The 25736-nt window shown below is 38.4% G+C and carries 19 protein-coding genes; 12 read left to right on the top strand and 7 right to left on the bottom strand.

Annotated features, from left to right (window positions below):
- The first annotated feature begins 86 nt into the window (after positions 1-86).
- The 3 genes from atpD (at position 87) to AC4IF5_RS07775 (ending at position 2857) form a co-directional block, all read left to right on the top strand.
- Positions 87-1595 (top strand): F0F1 ATP synthase subunit beta, encoded by a 1509-nt coding sequence (gene atpD, locus AC4IF5_RS07785; protein ID WP_490733269.1) that lies wholly within the window; start codon positions 87-89, stop codon positions 1593-1595.
- A gap of 81 nt (positions 1596-1676) precedes the next feature.
- On the top strand, positions 1677-1958 hold the full coding sequence (locus tag AC4IF5_RS07780; RefSeq protein WP_490733267.1) for a FoF1 ATP synthase subunit delta/epsilon: 282 nt from the start codon (positions 1677-1679) through the stop codon (positions 1956-1958).
- 80 nt (positions 1959-2038) lie between these two features.
- The gene (locus AC4IF5_RS07775) at positions 2039-2857 is read left to right on the top strand and encodes a hypothetical protein (RefSeq protein ID WP_490733266.1); all 819 of its coding nucleotides are present in this window, start codon (positions 2039-2041) and stop codon (positions 2855-2857) included.
- A 239-nt stretch (positions 2858-3096) separates the two neighbouring features.
- On the opposite strand, the gene AC4IF5_RS07770 is transcribed toward AC4IF5_RS07775, so the two are convergent.
- Positions 3097-5286 (bottom strand): B12-binding domain-containing radical SAM protein, encoded by a 2190-nt coding sequence (locus AC4IF5_RS07770; protein WP_490733264.1) that lies wholly within the window; start codon positions 5284-5286, stop codon positions 3097-3099.
- 284 nt (positions 5287-5570) lie between these two features.
- Here AC4IF5_RS07770 and AC4IF5_RS07765 point away from each other — a divergent pair, with 284 nt between their 5' ends.
- A complete protein-coding gene (locus tag AC4IF5_RS07765; protein ID WP_490733262.1) occupies positions 5571-6032 on the top strand; it encodes a hypothetical protein in 462 nt (153 codons plus the stop codon).
- A 59-nt stretch (positions 6033-6091) separates the two neighbouring features.
- Here the strand turns inward: AC4IF5_RS07765 and AC4IF5_RS07760 are convergent, their stop codons facing one another.
- The 3 genes from AC4IF5_RS07760 to AC4IF5_RS07750 all read right to left on the bottom strand — a co-directional run bounded on the left by AC4IF5_RS07760 (position 6092) and on the right by AC4IF5_RS07750 (position 9441).
- Complete coding sequence (locus AC4IF5_RS07760) at positions 6092-6970, bottom strand: DMT family transporter (RefSeq protein WP_490733260.1); 879 nt, start codon at positions 6968-6970, stop codon at positions 6092-6094.
- Positions 6971-7047: 77 nt separating this feature from the next.
- On the bottom strand, positions 7048-8319 hold the full coding sequence (locus AC4IF5_RS07755; RefSeq protein WP_490733580.1) for an aminotransferase class I/II-fold pyridoxal phosphate-dependent enzyme: 1272 nt from the start codon (positions 8317-8319) through the stop codon (positions 7048-7050).
- 84 nt (positions 8320-8403) lie between these two features.
- Positions 8404-9441: a PLP-dependent cysteine synthase family protein gene (locus AC4IF5_RS07750; protein WP_490733258.1), complete on the bottom strand. Its 1038-nt coding sequence runs from the start codon at positions 9439-9441 to the stop codon at positions 8404-8406.
- A gap of 223 nt (positions 9442-9664) precedes the next feature.
- Between AC4IF5_RS07750 and AC4IF5_RS07745 the strand changes: the two genes are divergently transcribed.
- The 3 genes from AC4IF5_RS07745 (at position 9665) to AC4IF5_RS07735 (ending at position 15383) form a co-directional block, all read left to right on the top strand.
- Positions 9665-13150 carry a glycosyltransferase family 117 protein gene (locus AC4IF5_RS07745; protein ID WP_490733256.1) on the top strand — a complete coding sequence of 1162 codons (3486 nt, stop codon included), beginning with the start codon at positions 9665-9667 and terminating at the stop codon, positions 13148-13150.
- Between the two features lie 87 nt (positions 13151-13237).
- Entirely contained in the window at positions 13238-14725 is a 1488-nt protein-coding gene (locus tag AC4IF5_RS07740) for a DUF8728 domain-containing protein (protein WP_490733254.1), read from the top strand.
- Positions 14726-14861: 136 nt separating this feature from the next.
- Complete coding sequence (locus AC4IF5_RS07735) at positions 14862-15383, top strand: DUF1697 domain-containing protein (RefSeq protein ID WP_490733252.1); 522 nt, start codon at positions 14862-14864, stop codon at positions 15381-15383.
- A 283-nt stretch (positions 15384-15666) separates the two neighbouring features.
- Here the strand turns inward: AC4IF5_RS07735 and budA are convergent, their stop codons facing one another.
- The 3 genes from budA to AC4IF5_RS07720 form a co-directional block, all read right to left on the bottom strand.
- Positions 15667-16491: an acetolactate decarboxylase gene (gene budA, locus AC4IF5_RS07730; RefSeq protein WP_490733250.1), complete on the bottom strand. Its 825-nt coding sequence runs from the start codon at positions 16489-16491 to the stop codon at positions 15667-15669.
- Positions 16492-16503: 12 nt separating this feature from the next.
- Positions 16504-17286 carry an SDR family NAD(P)-dependent oxidoreductase gene (locus tag AC4IF5_RS07725; RefSeq protein WP_490733248.1) on the bottom strand — a complete coding sequence of 261 codons (783 nt, stop codon included), beginning with the start codon at positions 17284-17286 and terminating at the stop codon, positions 16504-16506.
- Between the two features lie 71 nt (positions 17287-17357).
- Positions 17358-18263, bottom strand: a complete 906-nt coding sequence (locus AC4IF5_RS07720) for a helix-turn-helix domain-containing protein (RefSeq protein WP_490733246.1) — start codon at positions 18261-18263, stop codon at positions 17358-17360.
- A gap of 159 nt (positions 18264-18422) precedes the next feature.
- On the opposite strand from AC4IF5_RS07720, the gene kdsA reads away from it, so the two are divergent.
- The 5 genes from kdsA to AC4IF5_RS07695 all read left to right on the top strand — a co-directional run bounded on the left by kdsA (position 18423) and on the right by AC4IF5_RS07695 (position 25625).
- Positions 18423-19232 carry a 3-deoxy-8-phosphooctulonate synthase gene (gene kdsA / locus AC4IF5_RS07715; RefSeq protein WP_490733244.1) on the top strand — a complete coding sequence of 270 codons (810 nt, stop codon included), beginning with the start codon at positions 18423-18425 and terminating at the stop codon, positions 19230-19232.
- A gap of 43 nt (positions 19233-19275) precedes the next feature.
- Positions 19276-21516, top strand: coding sequence for a TonB-dependent receptor plug domain-containing protein (locus AC4IF5_RS07710; RefSeq protein ID WP_490733242.1), 2241 nt, complete (start codon positions 19276-19278; stop codon positions 21514-21516).
- 244 nt (positions 21517-21760) lie between these two features.
- Entirely contained in the window at positions 21761-22141 is a 381-nt protein-coding gene (locus tag AC4IF5_RS07705; RefSeq protein ID WP_490733240.1) for an HYC_CC_PP family protein, read from the top strand.
- A gap of 118 nt (positions 22142-22259) precedes the next feature.
- Complete coding sequence (locus AC4IF5_RS07700) at positions 22260-22733, top strand: DUF3347 domain-containing protein (protein ID WP_490733239.1); 474 nt, start codon at positions 22260-22262, stop codon at positions 22731-22733.
- Positions 22734-22838: 105 nt separating this feature from the next.
- Entirely contained in the window at positions 22839-25625 is a 2787-nt protein-coding gene (locus AC4IF5_RS07695; RefSeq protein WP_490733578.1) for a multicopper oxidase domain-containing protein, read from the top strand.
- Positions 25626-25736 lie beyond the last annotated feature (111 nt).

The following is a 25736-nucleotide window of genomic DNA, read 5'->3' as shown; positions in this document are numbered from 1 at the left end:
TTGTAAAAAGCATGATAAAAATCTTTTTTTTACCAATTGCGGGTTTATGAAGAATCACTATATTTGCAGCAAGAAAAAATTTAGCAATGGCAAACCAAATTAAAGGTAAAATTTCTCAAATTATTGGTCCGGTAATCGACGTTGTCTTTACAGATGTGGAAGCTGTTCCAGCAATCTATGATGCGTTAGAAATTACAAAAGAAAACGGTGAAAAAGTAGTTTTAGAGGTAGAACAACATATTGGCGAAGATACAGTAAGATGTATTGCAATGGACGCTACTGATGGTCTTAAGAGAGGTCAAGACGTAATCGGATACGGAAATCCTATTACAATGCCAATCGGAGAGGCTGTAAACGGAAGACTATTCAACGTTGTTGGTGATGCTATCGACGGGCTTCAAAATATTTCTAAAGAAGGTGGTCTTCCTATTCACAGACCAGCTCCAAAATTTGATCAACTTTCAACTTCTGCAGAAGTTTTATTTACAGGTATTAAAGTAATCGACCTAATTGAGCCTTATGCAAAAGGGGGTAAAATTGGATTGTTCGGTGGTGCCGGTGTAGGTAAAACAGTATTGATTCAGGAGTTGATTAACAATATTGCAAAAGGACACGGAGGTCTTTCAGTATTCGCCGGAGTAGGTGAAAGAACGAGAGAAGGAAATGACCTTTTAAGAGAGATGCTGGAATCAGGAATTATCAAATATGGTGATGATTTCATGCACTCTATGGAAAACGGAGGTTGGGATCTTTCTAAAGTAGACTTAGAAGTGATGAAAGATTCTAAAGCAGCATTCGTTTTCGGACAGATGAACGAGCCGCCAGGTGCAAGAGCTAGAGTTGCCCTTTCAGGTCTTACATTAGCTGAATACTATAGAGATGGAGGTGAAAGCGGACAAGGTAGAGACGTACTTTTCTTCGTTGACAACATCTTCCGTTTTACACAGGCTGGTTCTGAGGTATCTGCACTTCTTGGTCGTATGCCATCAGCGGTAGGTTATCAACCGACTCTTGCTTCTGAAATGGGTGCGATGCAGGAAAGAATTACTTCCACTAAAAACGGTTCAATTACTTCAGTACAAGCGGTATATGTACCTGCGGATGACTTAACTGACCCGGCTCCTGCAACTACGTTTGCCCACCTGGATGCTACTACGGTACTTGACAGAAAGATCGCTTCATTAGGTATTTACCCAGCGGTAGATCCATTGGCATCTACTTCAAGAATCCTTGCTCCTGAAGTTATCGGTCAAGATCACTACAACTGTGCTCAAAGAGTAAAAGAGATCCTTCAAAGATATAAGGCGCTTCAGGATATCATCGCAATCCTTGGTATGGAAGAACTTTCTGAAGAAGACAAATCTGTGGTTTACCGTGCAAGAAAAGTTCAGAGATTCTTATCTCAACCTTTCCACGTAGCAGAACAGTTTACAGGTATTCCAGGATCATTGGTGGATATCAAAGATACGATCAAAGGATTCAACATGATTATGGATGGTGAATTAGACCACTTACCGGAAGCTGCTTTCAACTTGAAAGGAACTATCGAAGAAGCTATCGAAGCAGGACAAAAAATGTTGGCTGAAAACGCATAAATTATTAACAATTTGAGATTTGAAATTTGAAATTCGACAAGTAATTTCAAATTTCAAACATCAAATTTCAAATTTGTTTCTATGAATATAAAAATTTTAACACCAGAATATGTAGTTTTTGAAGGAGAAGTAAACTCTGTATTATTGCCTGGAAAAAATGGTGAATTCCACATCATGAAGAACCACGCAGGAATCGTTTCTTCTTTAATCGGTGGTAAAGTGAAGCTTTTTGCTAATTCAATTGATGATGCTTTTGCTAAATACTTTACTAAAGAAAGTGAGAAAGACTCTGTTTTTTCTTACACTATCAAAAGCGGTGTTGTAGAATTTAATCATAATAAAGGAATTATCCTTTGTGAATAATTAAATGAAAAGCTAAATATATTTTCAAGAAAGTGTAACTTTGTGTTACACTTTTTTTATGTATGTAAAAGTCTGGTTCTATGAAGAAAAATATAATCATATTCTTTACAGCGCTGGGAATCTTCCTCAATGCCCAGAATATCAAAACGAAAAGGGGGATTATCAATTTAGACGGAATTCCGGTAGCCAAGCTCTCGAATAAATCCAGCGAGTACACGTTTATGGATCTGAAGGAGACCCCGCTGTACACCATAAAGTTTATCGATAAAAGTATTGTAGACTCTGTAAGAGACAGCTATATCAGCATCAACAGAGTGTACAACAGGGATAAAGCAATTGAGCTGGACTACAGTTCACCTTCTGCGTTTTCCGGAGAAGAGAAGTCCGCGGTCTTTACTTCCGTGAAGGATCTTAAGATCATTGATAACAAAGGAATCAATGTAAAAAATCTTGATGAGCTCTTCTCAAATGTACCGAAAAGGAAGCTGGACAATAAGACCAAAGAAGCTTATGCTATCAGAAAAAAAATTGACAAGCTGAATATTGAAGTTAATAAAGTAGGAGAGATTTTAAGCAACGGGGTTCCTGTAGGATATTTTACCAATTTACCTGTAAGCTTTGGCTCAGACGATACGATCATGGATAAAACATTTGTAGATATTGAGATCTATGATGCTAAAAGTAAATATATTGGAAGATATATTACAACGACCAAGCAGCTGAAAACAGCCGGTGGAAAGACTTTTACCCTTTACAGGGAAATGTCCGGCAGGGCGTCTATTCTGAAATTTCCTACCTATAAAGCTATAGCAGAGCGAATGGCCATCATGGACCCTAATTTTATTAAAGTTCAGGAAAAAGTATCAGTAGGCCCGGTTGTCAAAGACGTACCTAATTAGTAGAATAAAATGTTAATAGAAGGATTTCGGATTTCTTTCTTTTTTGTTGAAATAAAAAGTTCTGCACAATCTTAAAAATCTGCGTGAGTAAAAATAGTTTTGATATTCCATATGAATTTAAATCATAAAAATTTCTTAGAACCAAATCATATTATAGTTAGAGATTAAAAATACCTTATTTTTAATTTCCCATGAAAAATTTTACTATTTAGAAATCCCTGAGAAAAAAATGTAAAATTTTATAAACTCAAAATTACTCCGTTTTCTTTCAATTGCTGCATAGGTTTTGAGAACCAGAATAGCTCAAAATCTTCAAAATTTTCTTCAAATTTATTTTTAAGTTGCTGAACGGTAGGCTTTTTCTGATTTTCTATCGAATTTCCATCCAATATATTCAGCAGCCATTTTGCTTTGTCTTCTTCCAGCTCAACCTTCACAATATTGGTTTTTAAATGGAATGTAAGAAGCGTATACGTACCAGAATATTTCTTTTTATTTTTTATGCGATTCTCAGCGATTACATTTTTGGTCAGAAAAATAACTTTTGAGTTTCCTTTCAGATTAAATTGCTCATCCTCCAGAAGACAGTCATGAATATAGTCGGGATGAATGGTTGTTCTTGGAATTTTAAAGTCGAACCATTCCTGAAGAGGGAGTTCAAAATTGATTCCGTGCATATAGTTGAAGAGTGACTTTTTTAGTCCGAAGCTGAATTTGTTGTGGTCGATTCCGGTTTGATCTTTAAAGTCTATATCATTGTTGGCAAATTGTATCTCCTGCTTTACCGGAACGACTCCGAAATCCTCAGGGCTCATGCCAACCGGTGAATGGGCGGTCATGGCAAACTGATGCCAGAATCCACTCTGAAGAATTCCCATTTCAAACATCTGGCGAACCATTTCCAAAGAATCAACAGTTTCCTGAACGGTTTGAGTAGGGTAGCCATACATCAGATAAGCATGAACCATGATTCCTGCTTCTGTAAAATTTCTTGTTACGTTGGCAACCTGTTCAACGGAAACGCCTTTATCAATTAATTTTAGCAATCGGTCACTGGCTACTTCCAATCCGCCGGAAACTGCAACACAGCCCGAAAGCTTCAAAAGATAACACAGATCACGGGTAAAGCTTTTCTCAAAACGGATATTGGTCCACCAGGTAACCACCAGGTTTCTGCGGAGAATTTCCAATGCCACTTCTCTCATCAATGCAGGCGGTGCAGCTTCATCTACAAAATGGAATCCCGTTTCTCCTGTTGTCCGGATAAGCTCCTCAATCCGGTCTACCAGGATCCTGGCAGAAATAGGCTCATATATTTTAATGTAATCTAAAGAAATATCACAGAAAGTACATTTGCCCCAATAGCATCCGTGTGCCATGGTCAGCTTATTCCATCGTCCGTCACTCCATAAGCTGTGCATCGGATTGGCGATTTCAATAACAGAAATGTATTGATCCAGCTTCAAATCCGTATAATCTGGAGTTCCTATTTCAGCCTGTTTGTAATCGTGTCTTTTGGAATTATTTTTATAAACAACTTCCTGATCCTCAATTAAAAAAGTTCTTTTGAATTCTGCTTCTTCTTTGGGAATTTCCAGGCTTTGGTAAAGAAGCTCGATGGGAAGCTCGCCATCATCCAGGGTAATATAATCGAAAAACTCAAATACTCTCGGATCTTTAACCTCTCTTAATTCCGTGTTGGGAAAACCTCCGCCCATAGCAATTTTAATATGAGGATAATGCTTTTTAATAAACTGGGCACATCTGAAACCGGAATACAGGTTCCCCGGAAACGGAATTGAAAAACAAATCAGCCTGGGCTGCACCGTTTCTATTTTTTCACGGAGGATCTTTAAGGTAAATTCATCAATAAAGGTTTGTTCACCACATAGCTTTGAATATAGCTCATCAAAAGAATTGGCACTTTTTCCGAGACGTTCGGCATATCGGCTGAAACCGAAATCAGCATCAATATTTTCAACAATATAATCTGAAATATCTTCCAGATAAAGTGTCGCGAGATGTTTTGCCTTATCCTGTAATCCCATATTTCCGAATGCAAATTCCATATCATCCAGTTGGTTGAAGCGGGATGCTTCCGGAAGGAAATTCATGCTGCAGATCTGTCTTGCGAGCGTAGGACTTTTCCCTTGCAAAAAAGGAATAACCTGATCAATGGTCTTCAGATATTCTTCTCTTAATGCAAAAATTCTTTGGGAATTCTCAGAAGTATTCCGAATATCAATTTCTTTATTGAAGACTTTCTGAATCCCGTCCTTTGAGAACAGCTCCAGAATGACATCAATACCCAAATCAACCTGATAGCTGGAAATATTTTTGGTATTTAAAAATCCTTTAATATAAGCTGTCGCAGGATAGGGGGTATTGAGCTGAGTAAAAGGTGGAGTAATAAGAAGCAGGTCTTTCAACAGAAATTTTTTGCAAAGTTATTCCAAAGTTTTTTCAGAAAAAAATTTTTTGAAAGATTATGAAATTTTGTAATATTCCGAATCTGTTTGATCTGATTTAACTCACTTAATTATGAATAATAAATTATTGTTATATTGGTAATATAAAATTATTTATTATGGTAAGGTTTGAAACATATTGACCTTTGGAACAGTGTTGAACTGAAAGCCGGAACAATTGACTATTTCGAAAAAGGAGTTGAAATCTGGTTCTGGGTTCTTATCTGATAAACTAATATTATGCTATGAAAAAGATTATTTGTATTTCTATTTTGAGTCTTTTTATGAGTTGCTGCTCAAAGGAGAAGAAAAAAACTTCTGTGGTACAACAACTTAAGGATCAAAAAAATATTACTGATACTGCTACAATTCATGGGGTACTTCTTGAACTAACAGACAGCATTGGGAAGGGGGATTTGAAAATAAGCTCTAATAAATATAAGGTATCTGGAAAAATAAAAATTATATCTCCTTGCTATTTCTTAAGAAGAGATGGTAAAGTCTTGTCTTTTTCCTATCCGGATATCAATGTCGATCATACTATTATTATACAGGGAAAGGATGGAGTACAGGGCATTCTGTTTAAAAAAGACAGCATCATCTATGAAGATTTTTTTCCTATCGTGTCTCCATATAACATACAAGAAGGAGCAGATGAAATTGTTTATCAGGATTTTGCCCACAGATTTTATAAAAACAGATATTAATTTACAATGTCTATAGAAAATTTATAGTACTAAAAATAAGGAAGACTCAATGTTAGAATCTAAGCATGATTCAGGTTTTTCCGGTCTCCAATGACATTAAGAATAACACCTAAAAGAATCAGGGTAATTCCTATCAGCAGATTGGTAGTAAATTTTTCATGAAATATCAGTACACTTACCATTACCGCGACTACCGGTTCAAGCGCTCCTAAAATGGCAACCGGTGTAGAACCGATATGTTTAATCGCATACACCAGACACAGGCTGGAAATAACCGTGGTAAGCAATGCGAAAATAAGGAAGTTAAAAAAAACGCCTGTTGAGGGAATAGCAAATGATTCCTGTCTGATAATGGCTTTTGTCATAAAAAACATAGAGGTAAAAAGCATAGAGAAAAAAGTAAGCTTAAATCCTGATACCTTAAGGTTTGATTTGTTGACAATTACCATATAAAGCGCATAAAAAAGAGAACTGAGCATCACAATTCCCAGGCCTGCAAAATTAATCTCCAAACCGTTTCCTTTTAAGCATAAAACAATAACTCCCGCAAAGGCAAGAAGTAACGAAGCAACAGATAACCGGGTAAGTTTTTCCTTATAAAAGAAAAACATGATCAGGGCTACAATGACCGGATATATAAATAGAACGGTAGAAGCAATTCCCGGTGTAAGAAAGTCATAGCCTAAAAAAAGAAATTCTGAAGAAAGGGCATAGCATAGTCCCAGAATAGCCAATATAAGGGTTTCTTTTTTATTGATCTTAAAATTTTGTCTGGAATAAAGCAGGTATCCGCCGACCATGAGGGCTGAGAAGAAAAATCTGTAAAACAATGTTATATCCATTGAAAAATGGGCCTGCTTGATAGGCAGGATAAAAATTGGAATCAATCCATATGATACAGCCGACAAAATGCCCAATATATACCCTCTGAGTTTCATTTGCTTTTATAGTTTTTTAAACAAAAAAACCACTGAATTAATAATTAATCAGTGGTTCTTTTTTTATCTTTTTAAGATTAAATCGGTTTAAAACTTAATCCCTGTTCCTGCAGTAATAATTGCTCCTGCTCTTTATAGTAACCACTTACTAATTTGTCATGAATCGCTTCAAATGCAGCCAGAGTTTCATTGATCTCTGCATCCGTATGAGAAGCGGTAGGAATCAATCTCAGGAGGATCATTCCTTTTGGAATTACAGGATATACCACCACGGAAGTAAATATACCGTAATTTTCTCTCAGGTCTTTTACCAATAGAGTAGCCTCTACCGGAGTTCCCTGCATCATGACCGGAGTGACACAAGTATTGGTATCACCAATATTGAATCCTCTTTCTTTCAATCCATTCTGTAGTTTAGTAACGTTTTCCCAAAGCTTAGCTTTGATCTCCGGTCTTGTTCTCAATAGCTCCAGTCTTTTCAATCCTCCGATTACCATTGGCATGGTCAGAGATTTTGCAAAGATCTGTGATCTAAGGTTGAATTTCAGATATCTGATAATTTCTTTGTCACCCGCAAGAAATGCCCCGAAACCAGCCATTGATTTGGCAAAAGTAGAGAAATATACATCGATCTGATCCTGGCAGCCTTGCTCTTCACCAGCTCCGGCACCTGTTTTACCAAGGGTCCCGAATCCGTGGGCATCATCTACCAAAAGCCTGAAATTATATTTTGATTTAAGCTCGCAGATCTCTTTCAGTTTTCCCTGCTGTCCTCTCATCCCGAAAACTCCTTCTGTGATAACAAGGATTCCGCCTCCGTTTTCTTCAGCCACTTTGGTCGCTCTCTGAAGGTTTTTCTCCAGACTCGCCATATCATTGTGCTTATAGGTAAATCTTTTACCTGAATGAAGTCTTACCCCATCCACGATGCAGGCATGAGAATCCATATCGTAAACAATTACGTCATTTCTGTTGACCAGAGCATCGATAGTAGATACCATTCCCTGATAGCCGAAATTCAATAAATATGCTGATTCTTTTTGTACGAAATCTGCCAGTTCCCTTTCCAACTGAAGGTGCTGATCTGTTTCACCAGACATTGCTCTTGCTCCCATAGGATAGAACATTCCATATTCTGCAGCCGCTTCTGCATCTGCCTGCTTTACTTCAGGATGATTACACAATCCTAAATAGTCATTGGCACTCCAGAAAATTACTTCTCTACCCTGGAACTGCATCCTCGGGCCGATAGGTCCCTCTAATCTTGGGAAAATAAAATAGCCTTCACCGTAATCTGCAAATTGTCCAAGAGGTCCTGGATTTTCTTTTATTCTTTCAAAAATATCCAACATTGTATCGTAATTTTTAAGTAAAAAAGCCTTTCTTGTAGAAACACGCAAAAGGCTTTATTTATATCGTGATTTTAATTGTTCTTATTTGATAAACTCAGTTTTGAAAACTTCGTCGTAATTGTGAACACAGTTGTTGACGAATCCCTGCTCAGCCATCCACTTGTCACTGTACACTTTCGTAATGTATCTTGAGCCGTGGTCAGGATAGATTAAAACGATCAGGTCGTCCTGGGTCAGCTCATGTGACTGCGCGTACTGCAACAATCCCTGAGTAACCGCTCCGGTTGTATAGCCGCCCATGATTGCTTCTTTCAATGCAATTTCACGGGTTCTGTACGCTGACATCTCATCATTTACCCTTACAAATTCATCTACCTTATCGAAAAGAAGGGCAGAAGGAATTAAATTTTTCCCCATTCCTTCGATCTGGTAAGGATGCACATCTTCCTTATGGATTTCTCCTGTTTCGTGATAGCTTTTCAGTATGGATCCGTCTGCATCCACTCCGATAATTTTGATATCAGGATTCTTTTCTTTCAAAAACTTGGCAGAACCGGACAATGTCCCTCCGGTTCCGGTACAGGCAAAAAGGTGAGTGATCTTACCTTCGGTCTGTTCCCAGATCTCAGGACCTGTGGTCTGATAGTGGGCATCAATGTTCAGCTCGTTAAAGTATTGATTGATGTAAATAGAATTAGGGGTTTCCTGAGCGATTCTTTTAGCTACTTCATAGTATGATCTCGGATCATCCGCAGGTACATTGGCAGGACAGATATACACAGTCGCACCCAATGCTTTCAGATAAGCGATCTTTTCAGGTTTGGTCTTGTCACTTACCGCAAGAATACATTTATATCCTTTGATGATACATACCATCGCAATAGAAAATCCGGTATTTCCGGAAGTAGTTTCTACAACAACAGAATCCTCCTTTAATAATCCTTTTCTCTCTGCGTTTTCTATAATATGAAGTGCGATTCTATCTTTGGTGGAATGTCCAGGATTATATGATTCTAACTTGGCATAAACGGTTGCTGGAATATCTTTTGTGACAGTATTTAGCTTCACCATAGGAGTATGTCCTATCAGGCCAAGGATATTATCGTAAACATTACTCATTATTTGTTATTTTCAATAAAAATCTGACTGCAAAAATACAAAAAAATAAATAATTACTAAACTTTTGTTTGATTTCTAGGGCTTGTTTTGGTAAAAAAGTATTTCCGTATTTACAGTTTTAACACCACTATAGTCTCAAATACTGCGCCAAAATTTTTAAATTTTGTTAAAACCCGCATAAAATAAGATAAAAGCCTTATTTTCGCATAATTGATTTAATACTATGAAAAATTGGACTTTTAGGCAATGGAACACCATTTTAGGATGGGTGATTTTCGTCATTGCGTTTTTCACGTACTTGTCCACGATAGAACCCAATTTCAGTTTTTGGGATTGTGGTGAGTACATTTCTTCTGCAGTAAAACTTGAAGTAACGCACGCTCCCGGAGCTGCCTTATTCCAGATAGTGGGTGCCGTGGCAGCCATTTTTGCATTAGGGAAAGGCGAAAATTATTCCATCGTAATCAATGCGATGTCTGCATTGTTCAGTGCGCTGACGATTTTATTTTTGTTCTGGACGATCACGCACTTTGTAAGGCGGCTCTTGAACAAAGATTTTGAAGAAATCACCAAACATCAGGAAATCTCTATTTTATTTGCGGGAGCAATAGGAGCACTTTGCTTCACATTCTCAGATACATTCTGGTTTTCTGCAGTAGAGGGAGAGGTATATTCAATGGCTTCAATGTTTATCGCACTTTTGGTCTGGTTGATCACAAAATGGGAAAATGAGTACAAAGCGGCAGACAGTGAAAGATGGATTATCCTTATTTTCTTTGTTTTGGGACTTTCTGTAGGAGTACACATGATGTGTATGCTGGCAACACCTGCAGTATGTCTGGTATATTATGCAAGAAATTATAAGTTTACCTGGAAGAATTTTATCTGGGCCAATCTTATTACACTGGGAATTCTGATCATTGTTTTCAAAATTATTTTCCCTTTGATCATGACCATGTTCGGAAGGCTGGAGATCTTCTTTGTCAATGGTCTTGGGCTTCCTTTCCACTCAGGAACGATTGCTGCGTTTATTCTAATGGCTGCTATCTGCTATTTCATTATTAAATATGCAAGAAAAACAAAAAGAAATCTGTACCAGACTATAGCTTTATCTCTGGTATATATGATGATCGGTTTCTCTTGCTGGATGGTGATCCCGATCAGAGCCAACGCCAATCCACCGATGAACCTTAATGATCCGGATACTGCAATTGGTATGCTGGATTATTATAACAGAGAGCAGTACGGTGACTGGCCTACAATCTACGGACAGAACTATACCGCATTCCTTGATGCTAATGGAATTCAGAAAAATGAAGACGGAAGCTTTAAGACGAAAAAAACCGGAGAAATCTACGAAAAAGATGAAAAAACCGGAACATACAGAAAGACCGGGGACCGTTTCAATTATGTATTCAGTAAGTCTCAGGTAAGCTTAATGCCGAGAATGTTCAACGAGGATAAGGATGTAATGGCAAACTATATATCAATGTATGGGGCTCCGGATTTTACATTCAATTATGCGAATGAAGATGTGGCAGACAATCCACAGGCTAAGCAGATCTTTGATGAACTGAGAACGAAATACGAAGAGAAGTCGATTACCGCATCAGATTATCTGAAAGTAAAACCTTACAACCTGATCAATGTTCAGAAGCCTTCTCTTGCTCAGAATATGGATTATTTCATTACATTTCAGAACGGATATTATTTTGTAAGATACCTGATGTGGAACTTTGTCGGAAGACAGAATGACCTTGAAGGAAATATGGAAAGCACAAAAGGAAACTGGATTTCCGGTATTCCTTTCATTGATAATGCTATTGTAGGGAATCAGGATAAAATGCCTGCGAAATTTAAAAATGAAAGCACGGTTAAATTCTTCTTCCTTCCGTTAATCTTAGGACTGATCGGATTCTTTTTCCAATTGAACAGAGATTTTGGAAGATTCTATGCACTCTTATCCTTATTTATTATAACAAGTGTCGGAATTATTTTCTATACTGGGGTAAAGCCTTTTGAACCAAGAGAAAGAGATTATGCAATGGTAGGCTCATTCTATGCTTTTGCCATCTGGATAGGGTTGGGAGCAGGAGCTATCCTATGGTTCTTACAGTCTAAGATCAAATCCAATGGTGCGAATATCGCATTAGGTGTTGTTCTTTTGGGTGTACCGTTTATGATGGGCTTCCAGAACTATAACGTTCACGACAGAAGCAACAGATATACAGCATATGATTATGCCTATTCAGTTTTAAAATCATTACCGAAGAACGATATCTTATTTGTTTACGGAGATAACGATACTTATCCGGTTTGGGCAATTCAGGAAACGGAAAGATTCAGAGACGATGTGAAAGTGGTCAACTTCACGCTTGCTTCCACTCCATGGAATCTGGATCAGGTGAAAAGAAGAACGTATAACGCCATGGGAATTCCTAGCCAGTTAACTCACGAAGATTACAGAGACGGAGTAAACGACCAGATCTATATGATGAAAAAAGAAGACTGGGAGGGAGTATTCTCTATGCTGAAAGAGCAGGGAGCTCCTGATACAGAATTCCAGGCATTCAGAAAATATCTTACCCAGGACTCTCTTACCCTGAAAGAAGCCATTAATTTTATTAAGTTCAAATCTCCTGAAAAAGATGAGCTGCTGAAAATGTACTTCGGAGAAGAGAAATATGAAAAATACAATATCCTTCCTGTAAACAAATTCATTCTTCCGGTAAATAAGGAAAATGCTTTAAAAGCAGGAATCATCAATCAGGAAGACTTGCCTAAAGTAGCTAATCAGATCATGATTACCTATAAAGGAAATACACTTTATAAAAATAATCTGATCCTGCTGGATCTGTTGGCCAACTTCGACTGGAAGCGCCCGATCAACTTCTCATCAGGTGGAATCTATGACAGTGAAAATATTTTCTATCTGAACGATTATCTTCAGTTTGATGGTTTCAGCTACAGATTGGTTCCTATCCAGACACCTCCTACAGCTGACGGTGATATGGGAAGAGTAGATGCCAATTCTCTTTATAATATAGTGAAAAACTTCAGATGGGGGAACTTTAAAGATCTGAACGCTCATTTTGACGAAACGGCTACTTCTAATATCATCAGCTACAGAATGTCTGCCAGCAGAGCTGCCTCAGCACTTGCTCTGGGAGGACAGAAAGCGAAAGCATTGGAAGTGCTGGATCTTGCAGCCAGGGAAATTCCTGCTGAAAAGTACAATGATCCCCGTTCATTAAGCTCTATGGTATCAGGTTATATTATCGCCGGACAGGAGCAGAAAGGTCTTCAGCTTGCAGAAATACTTAAGAAAGGAATCTTTGAAGAATATGATTATTATCAAAGTCTTTCCAAAGCGGATCAAAGCTATCTGAGAAGACAGATGAGAACAAAGCCGATGGAATATTCTTTAGTAGTGTCTGCTGTTACAGACGCCTACACCAAGATCGGACAGAAAGAAAAAGCCTATGCGTATCTGGTAAAATCCATAGAGCCGATCGATAAGAAGTTCAATGCTTTTGTAAAAGACCTTCAGCAGATGGGCAAAGAAAAAGCAATGAAGGAATCTGAAGAAGTTCAAAAGATCACACCATTCTATCAGTATCTGTTTGATGTCATGGAACCTTTTGATTCTACTTACTCGAAAGAAAAAGAAGATCAGATCACCTCTGCGATTATCAAAGCAACACAATAAAAATTTTAAAACGGAACTTCGGTTCCGTTTTTTTATTATTGGGAATCCTAAATTTTAAGATTATATTTGTGAAACTAAAAATACATAATGGCTGAAGCAAAAAATAGCAAATTCCCAATCTATGCCGTCATTGTTACGGTTCTTTTTAAACTTCTTTTTTTATTGACACATTACATTCAGGAAGACGCTTTCATTACCTGGAGGGTCGCTCAGAATTTACTGGACTACGGAGTGATCGGTTTCAACGGAGATACTAAAATTTCTGCGTCTACCACCCATCTGTACGTTTTTGTGTCTTATCTTTTCAATCTGGTTTTCGGTAAAGAAAACTTTATTGAGCCCCTTTTGATCTTTAATTCCATATTATTTACCATAGGGACCCTGCTTCTCTCTCATCTGGTTCTTAAAAATCCATGGCATAAAGCTGTTTTTATATTTTTGATCGGTATCCTGCCGCCAGCCATTAAAATCTCAATCCTTGGAATGGAATACGGAATTCTGTTCTTCCTGGAAATGGCGTTGCTGTATTACGGATTTAATAAAGGAAAGAAATGGGTGCTGACCCTTCTTCCTATACTGATCATGTTTACAAGAATTGATACCGTTATATTTTTAGGAATCGTTTTTCTTGTTGATGTATTCTGGAACAGAAAGATCAGATGGAATTATGTTTTTGGCGGAATACTGGGCGTTTTGTCGACAGTGGCTTTTAACTGGTTCTATTTCGGCGAGCTTGTCAACAATACCATTACCGCAAAGAAACTACTTTATGAAGAAAGCTTTACTTTTCAGCAGCATATCAGCTATTTCTTTTCCAGCTTTGGTAATTTCTGGGGAATGCTGAAAGTTCCGGGAAACTTTAATCCGGTTACGGTTGTTGTTCTGATTTTTGAGCTCCTTTGCTTTATTTATCTGATCAGGCAGAGAGGAAACAGAAACTATTTTTTATGGATCATCTTTATTTTCGGATGGACCAAACAGCTTATTTTTATCTCCCAGAAAAGCTTGTTCGACTGGTATTACTGGGTGCCCCAGCTATTGCTTTTTGTTCCGGTCCTTATTTTTGTATTGGAGCAGAAAGAGAAGAAGAACTTATGGCTGTCCCTGCTTATCATAGTGTATATTCTTCCGATGCTGGCTTTTCAGACCATTCACTCAATTGCCACAGGAAACGGGGAGTGGAACTACCGCAGGACCATCGGTATATTTTTAAATCAATTTGAAAAAGATAAAAATCAGTGGATCTTACTGGAGCCGGCAGGATATGTGCCTTATTTTTCAGGATTAAAAACAATAGATGAAGTAGGTTTGGTAGACAAACAGATCCAGGAAGAGATCAAAAAAGATAAGGCCAACTACTGGATCAATACCGTAAAAACAAGAAAACCGAAATATCTGCTTTCCTATAAAAGCTTATATGAAGGAAAAAATGCTGAGTATTATCAGGCTCATTATAAGCTTCTGAAGGAATTCAGGGTCAAAGATCACCTGAACAGCAATAATAAGGTTCTTGAAAAAATTTACCATTTGAAGCCTTCGGGAACAGACTATAATTTGTACATTAGAGTAGATTAAAAGATTGAAAGATTGAAATATTTAAACATTAAAAAAATAGCAGAAGAAAACTAAAAGAAACCCTGATAACTCTTTTACTCTCAACCCCTCAAACTTAAAACCTGCAACCTATTATCTAAAAACTCATACCTAAACTATGAAATACTGTGCCTTTCTCCGTGGTGTCAACGTCAAAGGAACCAATATGAAAATGGCTGATGTCTGCCAGGTTTTTAAAGATGCCGGAATGACTGAAGTGGTTTCAATATTAGCTTCTGGAAATATTGCTTTTTCTTCGGATAAAAATGCTCAGGATCTAAAGGTAGTCCTGGAAAAAGCAATGTCAGACCGCTTTTCTTATGAAGCTTTTTTATTTATCAGATCTAAGAAAGAAGTAGAAATTTGCTGGAATAGCATTCCCTTTGAAAAAAATGATGATCTTCATATTTATGCTTTCGTAGGAATGCCGGGCGTGGAAAAGGTCCTGATGGAGGAATTTCAAAAAGCAGCTCGGTCTGAAAATGAGAAGGCGGAAATTGTCAATGATATATTTTACTGGCAGGTTCCCAAAGGCAATACCTTGGATTCTACCTTCGGGAAAGTATTGGGTAAGAAAAGCCTTAAAGATCAGTTTACAAGCCGGAATATCAATACGTTTGAAAAAATTTTGAAAAAATAGCTTAGTACAAAGGTTTCATATTTATCTTTTTAAACATAAATGATGAAGGTTTAAGCAGGTTTGAAGCTGGAAGAGGGAAGTTAGTACAGTACAAATAATTTCTGGTAGTTATCATAAAAACTTGATGAAGTATTTTTTAAAACATGAATAAAATTGTGCTCAAGTTGTTTTCAGACCCCAATAACTTCCTTCTTCCAGCCTCCGGCTTCCTATACGATTTAAAGTAAAATGCCTTATCAGGATTTAGGTTAAATATGAAACCTTTTTCTGAACAATATTGATATTATTTTCCTTGTTCTACCCGTTTCAGGGCTTCATTGTCTTTTGCATTAAACTGAAAATTCTGAAAATCTTTATCTTTAGGTATTTCCAGCTCAAAACCATCGAGTTCTGCAAGCTCTATTTTCAGATTTTCACCTGTAAAATCCAGAACATGTCCGCCCTGTTTCCTGTCTGCGGAAAGGAAATGAAAATGGAAATCCTTTACATTGATGCCGTTCAGATATTCCGGGATATAATACCCTATCAGCACTCCTTCTGTGTGAGTAAAGTCAAAAGTCTTTTGCCTGTGGAAAATAGACATTAAATCGGGAAAAGGTTCCTTTTCTACGGGCGGGAAGGCTCTTGTTCTCACAAGATCAAATTTTCCGGTTACTTTAATGGCATATATTGAATTCTTATCAATGAGTTTTTGGCTTATTTGCTGCAAAACAGATAGTTTGTCTGATGTCTTGTCAATGGAGAAAGCGGTGTCCGGGCTGAAAAATGTGACAAATGATAAAGAGGTTTTAAATCCGTCTTCAGGTTCCACGGTAAGGCCTGTGGCTTTAGTTTGGTATACCTTTCCGTCTATTACGGTGAGCTCTCCATCCAGCATATCAGGAGCTCCCAGCCCAAAATTACCTTTTGATTTTAAATCTTTCAGGGACAATGTACCTTTATAAAGTCCACCAACAAATGCATCTGCGATTCCGTACTGATAAAGCCGATTGTATACTGTTGACTCTTTTTTGCTGTCTGATATCATCTTTTTTGAAATTGAAAAGTCATTTGTTTTCTGTTGTGAGTTTCCCAGAATACAGAACATTAAAAAACACAATTTTTTCATTTTTTGAATTGTTTACCGTTGTCCGCCGATAGCCAGTCCTCCGTCTATCAGAATACTTTCACCCGTTACAAAAGAAGCAGAAGGACTGCTCAGCCAAAGTACAAGCCCGGCTACCTCCTCAGGAGCAGCAAAGCGTCCGATGGGAGCATGTTTCTTAAAAGGCTCTGTTGCCTCTTCAGCATTTTCTTCAGGAAAGAACCTGTCAAACATAGGGGTACGGATATAGCCCGGCTGGATATTATTGATCCGGATATTCTCAGGAGCCGTTTCAATGGCCAAAGCTCTTATTAATCCATCCAATGCCGCCTTACTTGCAGAATACACACCGGAACCTGCAGATGCTCCCCGTGCCAGCCAGGAAGAAGTATTGACGATGACTCCGCCCGTTTTTTGTTTTTTAAACTGCTGTATCTCATATTTACAGGACATCCAGACTCCTTTCGTATTGATATTCATTACATTGTCGAACTCTTCTTCTGGTGTTTCGTCAATGGGTAAGAACTGCCCTTCAATCCCTGCATTATTAAAGGCAATATCCAGTTTCCCAAAGTGCCTTACTGTTTCATGAATAAGGTTTTGAATCTCATTATTTTTTGAAACATCAGTCTGAATAAACCGAATATTGGAGCTTATTGACCGCAGTATTTCCAACGCTGCATTGCCCTGTTCCGGTCTGCGTCCCGCAATTACTACTTTTATTCCGGATTTCAGGAATAATTTTGCGGTTGCCAGTCCGATGCCGGTTGTTCCTCCGGTAATGAGAGCCACTTTTCCTTTTAAAATTTCTTGTGTCATTATTCATTGGTTTAGATGACACGAAGTTCGGCCCTGTCAATTAAAAATAATTATGCGAAACAAGCTAAAAGCTATGAAATGGAAAGAATGTTTTTCCTGAACTGGGCAGGAGATTCTCCCACCTTTTTTTTAAAGAAAATAATAAAGTTTGAAGAATGCTCAAATCCCAGACAGTAGGCTATTTCGTTGATATCCCAATGGCTGAACTGCAGCAGGGATTTTGCTTCCTTCAGAATACGTTCAGCGATCCATTCGGTAGTGGTTTTACCTGTGGTTTCTTTTAATGCTTTATTCAGGTGGTTTGTATGTATATTAAGCTGTGTAGCGAATTCATTGGCATTTTTTAGTGAAAGCGCTTTATCCGGTGAATCGATAAAAAACTGGTTTTCCAGAAGCTCAAAAAATAAGTTGCTGATCCGCTCTGAGGCATTGTGATGGCTGTGAAATGTTTGGGGAGGTTGCATTTTCATTGCCTCATGCATAATGATCCGGACATAGCTTCTGAGAAGATCATATTTATTAGGGTAATCAGATTGCACTTCTCTAAGCATATTTTCATATATGATCTTTAAGAATTCAATACTCTCATCGGGCGGAAAGAATACATGATCACCTCCCGCTTTGAACAGCGTTGATCCTGAAAGGCTTTCATTTTTTAATGCGGGCAATACAAAGTCTTCTGTAAAAAGGCAGAAATAACCTTCCTGCTGTATGGAAGTCGGTTCCCAGGAATAGGGAATAAGCGGATTCAGAAAAGCAATACAGGGGCTGTCGATCCTGATGAACTTATCGGCATAGCTCAGGATGCCGGTTCCGCCTGAAATCATCGAAATTTTATAAAAATCTCTGCGGTATACGGGTTCCAGCCGTATGCTGCATTCAAAATTTTCCCTGCGGTAGACATTGAACGGGCTTATATGGGGAAGCTCTTTTCCATGCAAAGCATAGAATTCCGTCAAAGTTTCTTTTGCTTTCATTCTATAAAGTTATGAAATTCAAATGTATTTGATGAAGCGGCAGGACCAAAAGATATGCAGCTGTCATTATAAGGAAATCAACAATAATGAAAGTCTTAAATAATTTCGAGTTCTGAAACTTTCTCAGTATTTTTACTGAACTTTTTTAATTACAACAAAATGATTCAGTATTTAGATAATATTCAGCACAAAGATTCAAAGAACTTTTTCCTTATCGCCGGTCCTTGTATTATTGAAGGAGAAGATATGGCTCTTAGAATTGCTGAGAAAGTCATCAACATCACAGACAAATATAATATTCCCTATATTTTCAAAGGAAGCTTCAAAAAGGCGAACAGAAGCCGTGTAGATTCTTTTACAACGATCGGAGAGGAGAAATCTCTTGAAATCCTTAAAAAAGTGGGAGAGACCTTCAATATTCCGACGACAACGGATATTCACGAAAATGAGCATGCGGCATTGGCTGCTCAATATGTTGATGTATTGCAGATTCCTGCATTTTTGGTACGCCAGACCGATCTGCTGGTGGCAGCAGCAAAAACCGGAAAATGTGTTACCCTGAAAAAGGGGCAGTTCCTTTCTCCGGAAGCGATGAAATTTGCCGTTCAGAAGATTACGGATTCCGACAACCGGAAAGTGGCGATCATCGAGCGGGGAAATTCTTTCGGATACACGGATCTGATTGTGGATTACAGAGGAATTCCTACCATGAGGGAATATGCTCCGGTAATTTTGGATGTTACCCATTCCTTACAGCAGCCTAACCAGAGTTCAGGAGTAACAGGCGGGAGACCGGACCTTATTGAAACGATAGCCAAGGCCGGAATTGCAGTAGGAGCAGATGGTATCTTCATTGAAACGCATCCTACGCCTGAAACTGCTTTATCTGACGGTGCCAATATGCTAAGACTTGATTTATTAGAAGATTTGTTACAAAAATTGACAAGAATTAGAGAATCGATTTTGTAATTGTTAAAAAAACATTAATTTTAGAAATTCTAAAACATTTCTTTTGAAAAAACTAGTTTTACCGCTAAGCCTTATGGTCCCTGTATTGATTTTTTCCCAGCAAAGAAAAAAGGATACAACGACCACTAAAGTAACCGATATAGAGGAAGTTGTCTTCCAGAAAAAAGTAACAGGAAGAACAAATGACATTACCAATGTGAAAATTTCAGCAAAAGAAGCAAAAGCGGTCGCTTCTGTAAGCGGAGGAATTGAAGGATTGCTCAAAACACTTCCTTCCGTAAACTCCAATACTGAGCTGTCTTCCCAATATATGGTTCGTGGTGGAAACTATGACGAAAACCTTATCTATATTAATGATATTGAGATTTACAGACCTTTTCTGATCAGAAATTCACAACAGGAGGGGATGAGTATCATTAATCCGGATATGGTTTCTACAGTGAATTTTTCCGCAGGAGGATTTGAAGCCAAATATGGTGATAAAATGTCTTCTGCCCTGAATATCTATTACCGTGAGCCTGAAAAATTTGAGGTTTCCGGTGAGGCAAGCTTAATTGGTGGCAGGCTTACGACAGGTCTGGCCTCAAAAAATAAGAAATTTACCGCTTTATTTTCAGGGAGATACAGGAATACCAACCTTGTTCTTAATACATTAAAGGAGGATACGGACTTTAACCCTACTTATTGGGATTTCCAGTCTTACCTTAATTACCATGTCAATGATAAACTTTCCCTGTCGTTCATCGGCTATTATTCCAAGAATGACTATGAGATGATTCCCAGGCAGAAAAGTGTAACGTTCGGAAGCCTTCAGCAGCCTATTACCGTTAATATAGGATATAGAGGTAAAGAAAATGACCAGTATAAAAACATGATGGGAACATTTTCAGCGAACTATAAGCCGGCGGATAACTGGAAGCTTACCCTTGATGCTTTTTCGTATCAGAACAGGGAAAAAGAATATTATACGATACAGTCGGGTTATGAACTCCAGACTTTCGATCCACAGACACAGGAGCCGGTGGCTTCCTATGATCTCGGAGGACAGATAGACCATGCAAGAAATGATCTGTTTGTAAGGACTTACGGAGCTCAGCTCAGAGCAAAGTTTTCACCCAATGTCAATACAGATATTGAAGTTGGAGTAAAATATGAGAAAGAAAACCTGAAAGATAATACCAACGAATGGAGGTTGGTAGATTCTGCCGGATACAGCATTCCAAGACCTGACATAGACCCGAGAACAGGAGGAACAGGAGATCTTAAGCTTGCTTATTATATTGCCGGACAAAATAATATTGAACCGTCAAGGCTGTCAGCCTATGCACAGTATTCACAGAAATTCTACTGGGGAGCCAGTAAAGTGTTTTTGAATGCCGGAGTACGGGTTGCCAACTGGAGTTTCAATAAAGAAACCATATTCTCCCCAAGAGCCCAGTTTGCCATAAAACCGGATTGGGATAGCGACATGTTATTCAAACTTTCGGCGGGGATCTATTATCAGTCTCCTTTCTATAAAGAGATTAAAGACCTTAATGGTAATTTCAACTCCAATATAAAATCACAGCGCTCTATCCAGGTGATCCTTGCCAATGATTATGAGTTCCAGATGTATGACAGACCGTTTAAGCTGACTACGGAGCTTTATTATAAGAAAATGGATAACCTGATTCCTTATTATATGGATAATGTAAGAATTCGTTATTCAGGAGAAAATAATGCTAAAGGATATTCGTATGGTATTGATACGAGGCTGTTTGGTGAATTTGTTCCTGGAGTGGATTCATGGCTGTCTGCGAGTTATGCAAGAGTGTATGAAAATATTGACGGAAGAGGTGATATCCCGAGACCTACCGATCAAAGGTTCAGGTTTGCGATGTTCTATCAGGATTATATGCCACAGTTTCCGTCGATGAGGGTAAACCTTACCCTGGTGTACGCAATGGGATTACCAACAGGAGCTCCTGTAATGTTCGACAGCAACGGGCAGCCTGATTTTAATGCTGCCTACAAATTTCAGAAAACCCTTCCTGCATATAAAAGGGTAGATATCGGATTGACAAAAGTATTTATTGATCCTAAAGACAGAAGTAACAGATCGGGTTTCTGGGGAAACTTCCAGGAACTGACATTAGGAGTTCAGGTTTTCAATGCGTTTAATATCAATAATACGGTTGCCAACCAGTGGATCACAGACTATAATTCTGCCAATACCAATATGTATCCGGTTCCGGTACGCCTTACAGGGCGTTTCTTTAATGTGAAGCTGGAGTTCAGGCTGTAGGGGAGTTAGAAGTTAGAAGTTAGAAGTTAGAAGTTAGAAGTTAGAAGTTAGAAGTGGCGGGTGGCTTTTGAAAATAATTCGTAATCTTAAAAATCTGCTTAATCCGCATTATTTGCAGGGAAAAATAAAAAACAGAAAAGCTTCCGGAAATACATTCGGAAGCTTTTTATTTGCCGAATTTTATAACAACATTACCAAATTTTATAACAACGGTTTCACGGATATTTTTAACTTTGCTCTATCAATGAAAAAGATTCTTGCCATACTGTTCTCTGTTTTCTACTTCGGATTTTCTTCCGGAGCGGCTTTCAGCGTTCATTATTGTATGCAGGAATTTGTTTCTGTAAGCCAGAAAGCAGATGATATCTGTGGCAAATGTGGTGTCAAAGATAAAAAAGGATGCTGCAAGACAGAGATCAAAGTGGTCAAAGTGGATGATTCCCAGAAATCTGATCTTCTTAAAATCGATTTTTTAAGTTCGGTCGCAGAAATTCCGGCCAAACATCAGTTTGCAGCTATTGACAAATCTTTTTCCGCCACCAGATTTACTCAAATTCAGATCAATGCACCGCCTGACTACAGACCGGTACCGATCTATATCCATCATTGTAATTTTAGAATTTAGAATTTGTCAGTCGTTTCAGGTATTGTCATAATACCGCTACGGGCGACATGCTATGACGCATTTACTTATGCGTGACTCATTATTCTATATTAAAAAAACAATTCTAAAATTTAAAACAATGAAAAAGTATATCATTACAGCAGCCTTATCTTTATTTTCTATCCTTTCACTTTCAGCACAATCTAAGAAGGATGCTCAAATCTCAAAACTGTATCAGAATTATATTGCGATCAAATCCGCTTTAGCTTCAGATGATGCGGATAAAACCTCAAAAGCGGCAACAGAGTTTATCAAAACAGCTTCAACGATCGACTATAAATTAGTCTCTGAAGGCAATCTCAATATTCTCAGAAAAGACGCTTCCGTTATTTCCGAAGCAAGAACCATCACAGCCCAAAGAGAAACTTTTTTCAATCTTTCAGACAACATGATCGCTCTTACAAAAGAGTTTAAGCTGTCCGAAAAGCCGGTTTACGTACAATACTGCCCAATGGCGGATGGAAGTTGGTTAAGCGACGAAAAACAGATCATGAACCCTTACTACGGTAAATCTATGCTTACCTGTGGAAGTGTAAAGTCTGAGATTAAATAATTGTCGTATTAAACTTTAATATAATAAGTTGTATAGCTTAAGTTATAATTTACTTAAAGCTGTACAACTTTTAAAAAAGTTCGAAATATTATGAAAAAACTGATAATGTTTCTGGTACTTTTGTTCTCTGTTTTTACTCTCGCACAAACCACAAAAACATATTATACCTGTCCTATGCATCCTGAAGTAGTATCTTCAAAACCGGGAGACTGCCCGAAATGCAAGATGACCCTGGTAAAGAAAACAGTGGTAATAAAGCCTAAGGAGGTAGCTAAGCCAGAGGTAAAGCCTGTACCTAAAACAGAGCCAAAAATAAAACCGGCAGAAAGGGCTAAGGCTGGTGCCATATCAAAAAATAAAGTTGAAACAAAGAAGAATGTTCAAAAGGCAAAGGGAGCTGAGAAAGCTAAGATCGTAGTGCAGGATGTGAAGCCTGCGGTAAAAAAACAATCTCAAATTTTATCCCCATCTCATTCTCAACCTCAAATTACCTATACTTGCCCGATGCACCCTGAAGTGGTTTCAGATAAGCCGGGAAAGTGTCCGAAATGCGGGATGGAGCTGGTAGAAAAAGAAGAGCATAAACCTGTAGCTGAAGCTCAAAAAGAAGAAACATCTGTTTTGAAGAGAAATTCTGAGAGCGGGAAGGTTACCTTTGGAGGGAAAACGGTTCGGTACGATCTGTATGTAAAAGATACCATTGTCAATTTTACAGGGAAAAACCGTAGAGCGATTGCCATCAACGGAAAGCTCCAGGCACCGACCTTATATTTTACGGAAGGGGATACTGCTGAAATTTACCTGCATAATATGCTGAAGGAAAATACAGGTCTGCACTGGCATGGTGTGATTCTTCCCAATGAGCATGACGGCGTTCCATACCTGACTACAAAACCTGTAAAACCGGGAGAAATCCATCTGTATAAGTTCAGAGTTTCTCAAAACGGAACCTATTGGTATCATTCCCATGAAGCGCTGCAGGAGCAGATCGGAATGAACGGAATCCTGGTATTCAAAAAGAGAGATGGAGAGCCAAAAGCAGAATACAATGCGGAAATTCCTGTATTGCTGGGAGACTGGAGCGATGAAGATCCCATGCAGATTGCCAGAAGGCTCCATATGGCCAATACGGATTGGTATGCTGTGAAGAAAAATGCTGTTCAGAGCTACTGGGAAGCGATCAAATCCGGAAATCTTGGTACAAAAGCCCTGAATGAATGGAAAAGAATGGAAGCAATGGACGTGAGTGATGTTTATTATGATAAATTCCTGATCAATGGAGCTCCAAGCTCAGATTATTCCAATCTGAAAGCCGGTGATAAAATAAGATTAAGAGTTGCCAATGGAGGCTCTTCCACTTATTTCTGGTTAAATTATGGAGGCGGGAAAATAAAGGTGGTAGGAAATGATGGAAACGACGTGGTTCCGGTAGAAGTTGACCGTCTGATCATTGGGGTTTCGGAAACTTATGATATTGAGGTAACGATTCCTGAAAATAAAAGCTTTGAATTCAGAGCGACTTCAGAAGACAGAATAGGACATGCTTCACTTTGGCTGGGATCCGGTGAGAAAGTAGAAGCTCCCGATTTACCACGACTGATGCTTTTTGAAGGAATGAAAATGATGAACGGGATGATGGAAATGAGCGGAAATATGAAGCCGATGAATATGACGATGGGCAATCAGATGATGGACATGAATGAAGTAATGTATCCTGAAATTCCTGAAAGCCAGAGAAAGCAGACCATGAAGCATATGAACGAGATGATGGGAGTAAAGACCAAAGAGGGGGAAGAAAAAGAGGATCATTCTCAGCATGCGGGAATGGGTATGAAGGAAGAAAAAACGATCAAAAGGCTGTCTTACAATATTTTAAAATCTCCTGAAAAGACAATTCTTCCAGCTGACAGTGTCCGTGAAATGAAATTTACGCTGGAAGGGAATATGAACCATTATCTGTGGACTCTGGATAATAAGACCGTTACGGAAACAGATAAAATTCTGGTGAAAAAAGGAGAGATCCTTAGAATTAAGCTGTATAATAATTCCATGATGCGCCACCCGATGCACCTGCATGGTCATGACTTCAGGCTGATCAACTCAAAAGGGGAATATTCTCCACTGAAAAATGTGGTGGATATCATGCCTATGGAAACCACTACGATTGAGTTTGCAGCCAATCAGGACGGAGACTGGTTTTTCCATTGTCATATCTTATACCATATGATGGCAGGAATGGGCAGGATCTTCAGCTATGAAAATTCTAAGCCAAATCCACAGCTTCCTAACAGAAAATTAGCCTGGAAAAACTTCCTGAAAGATAATAGAATGGTAAGCTCTATGGCTATGCTGGATGTTGCAAGCAATAAAATGCATGCGGAAACGATGACGATGTTCGGGCCAAGGTGGGCTAACCTTAATGAGTTTCATTCCAACTGGGATTTTGATCATTTTGAAGGAAGTGTAAAAGTGGGTAGATTTTTAGGGAAATTCCAGTGGGCATTGCCTTATGCAGGATTCAGGGTTCAGAAGAATCATGAGATCATGGAAAGGCAGATGGCAGAAGATATGGGTATGGATTTTCATGGTAAAAAGACCTGGTTTGGCCAGCAGAAAGCTTCAAAAAGCAAATATGCTTTCATGGTCGGAATGCAGTATGTATTACCCATGCTGATTACTGCAGATGCGAGTGTTGACCAGAATGGAAAAGTATTACTGGAACTGAGCAGGGAAGATATTCCGATTTCCAGGAGGCTGAGAGGAAATTTCAGTGTCAATTCTGACGGTGAATTTTCAACAGGAATAAGATATATTGTACAAAAATGGCTGTCCCTTTCCGGAAATTATGATAATGAAATGGGCTGGGGAGCCGGTGTTACTTTAACCTACTAAATAAAACGTCTCGCTTATGAGGCGTTTTTTTCTTGCCTGATAAAGTATATCTGTAGCTATGCAGACTACATATGTTGTATTGCTATATCCATAATCATCTGTGAAAATCCG

It is taken from the genome of Chryseobacterium sp. UF-290 (assembly GCF_058245615.1).
This window is presented reverse-complemented; position numbering and strand designations above follow the sequence as displayed.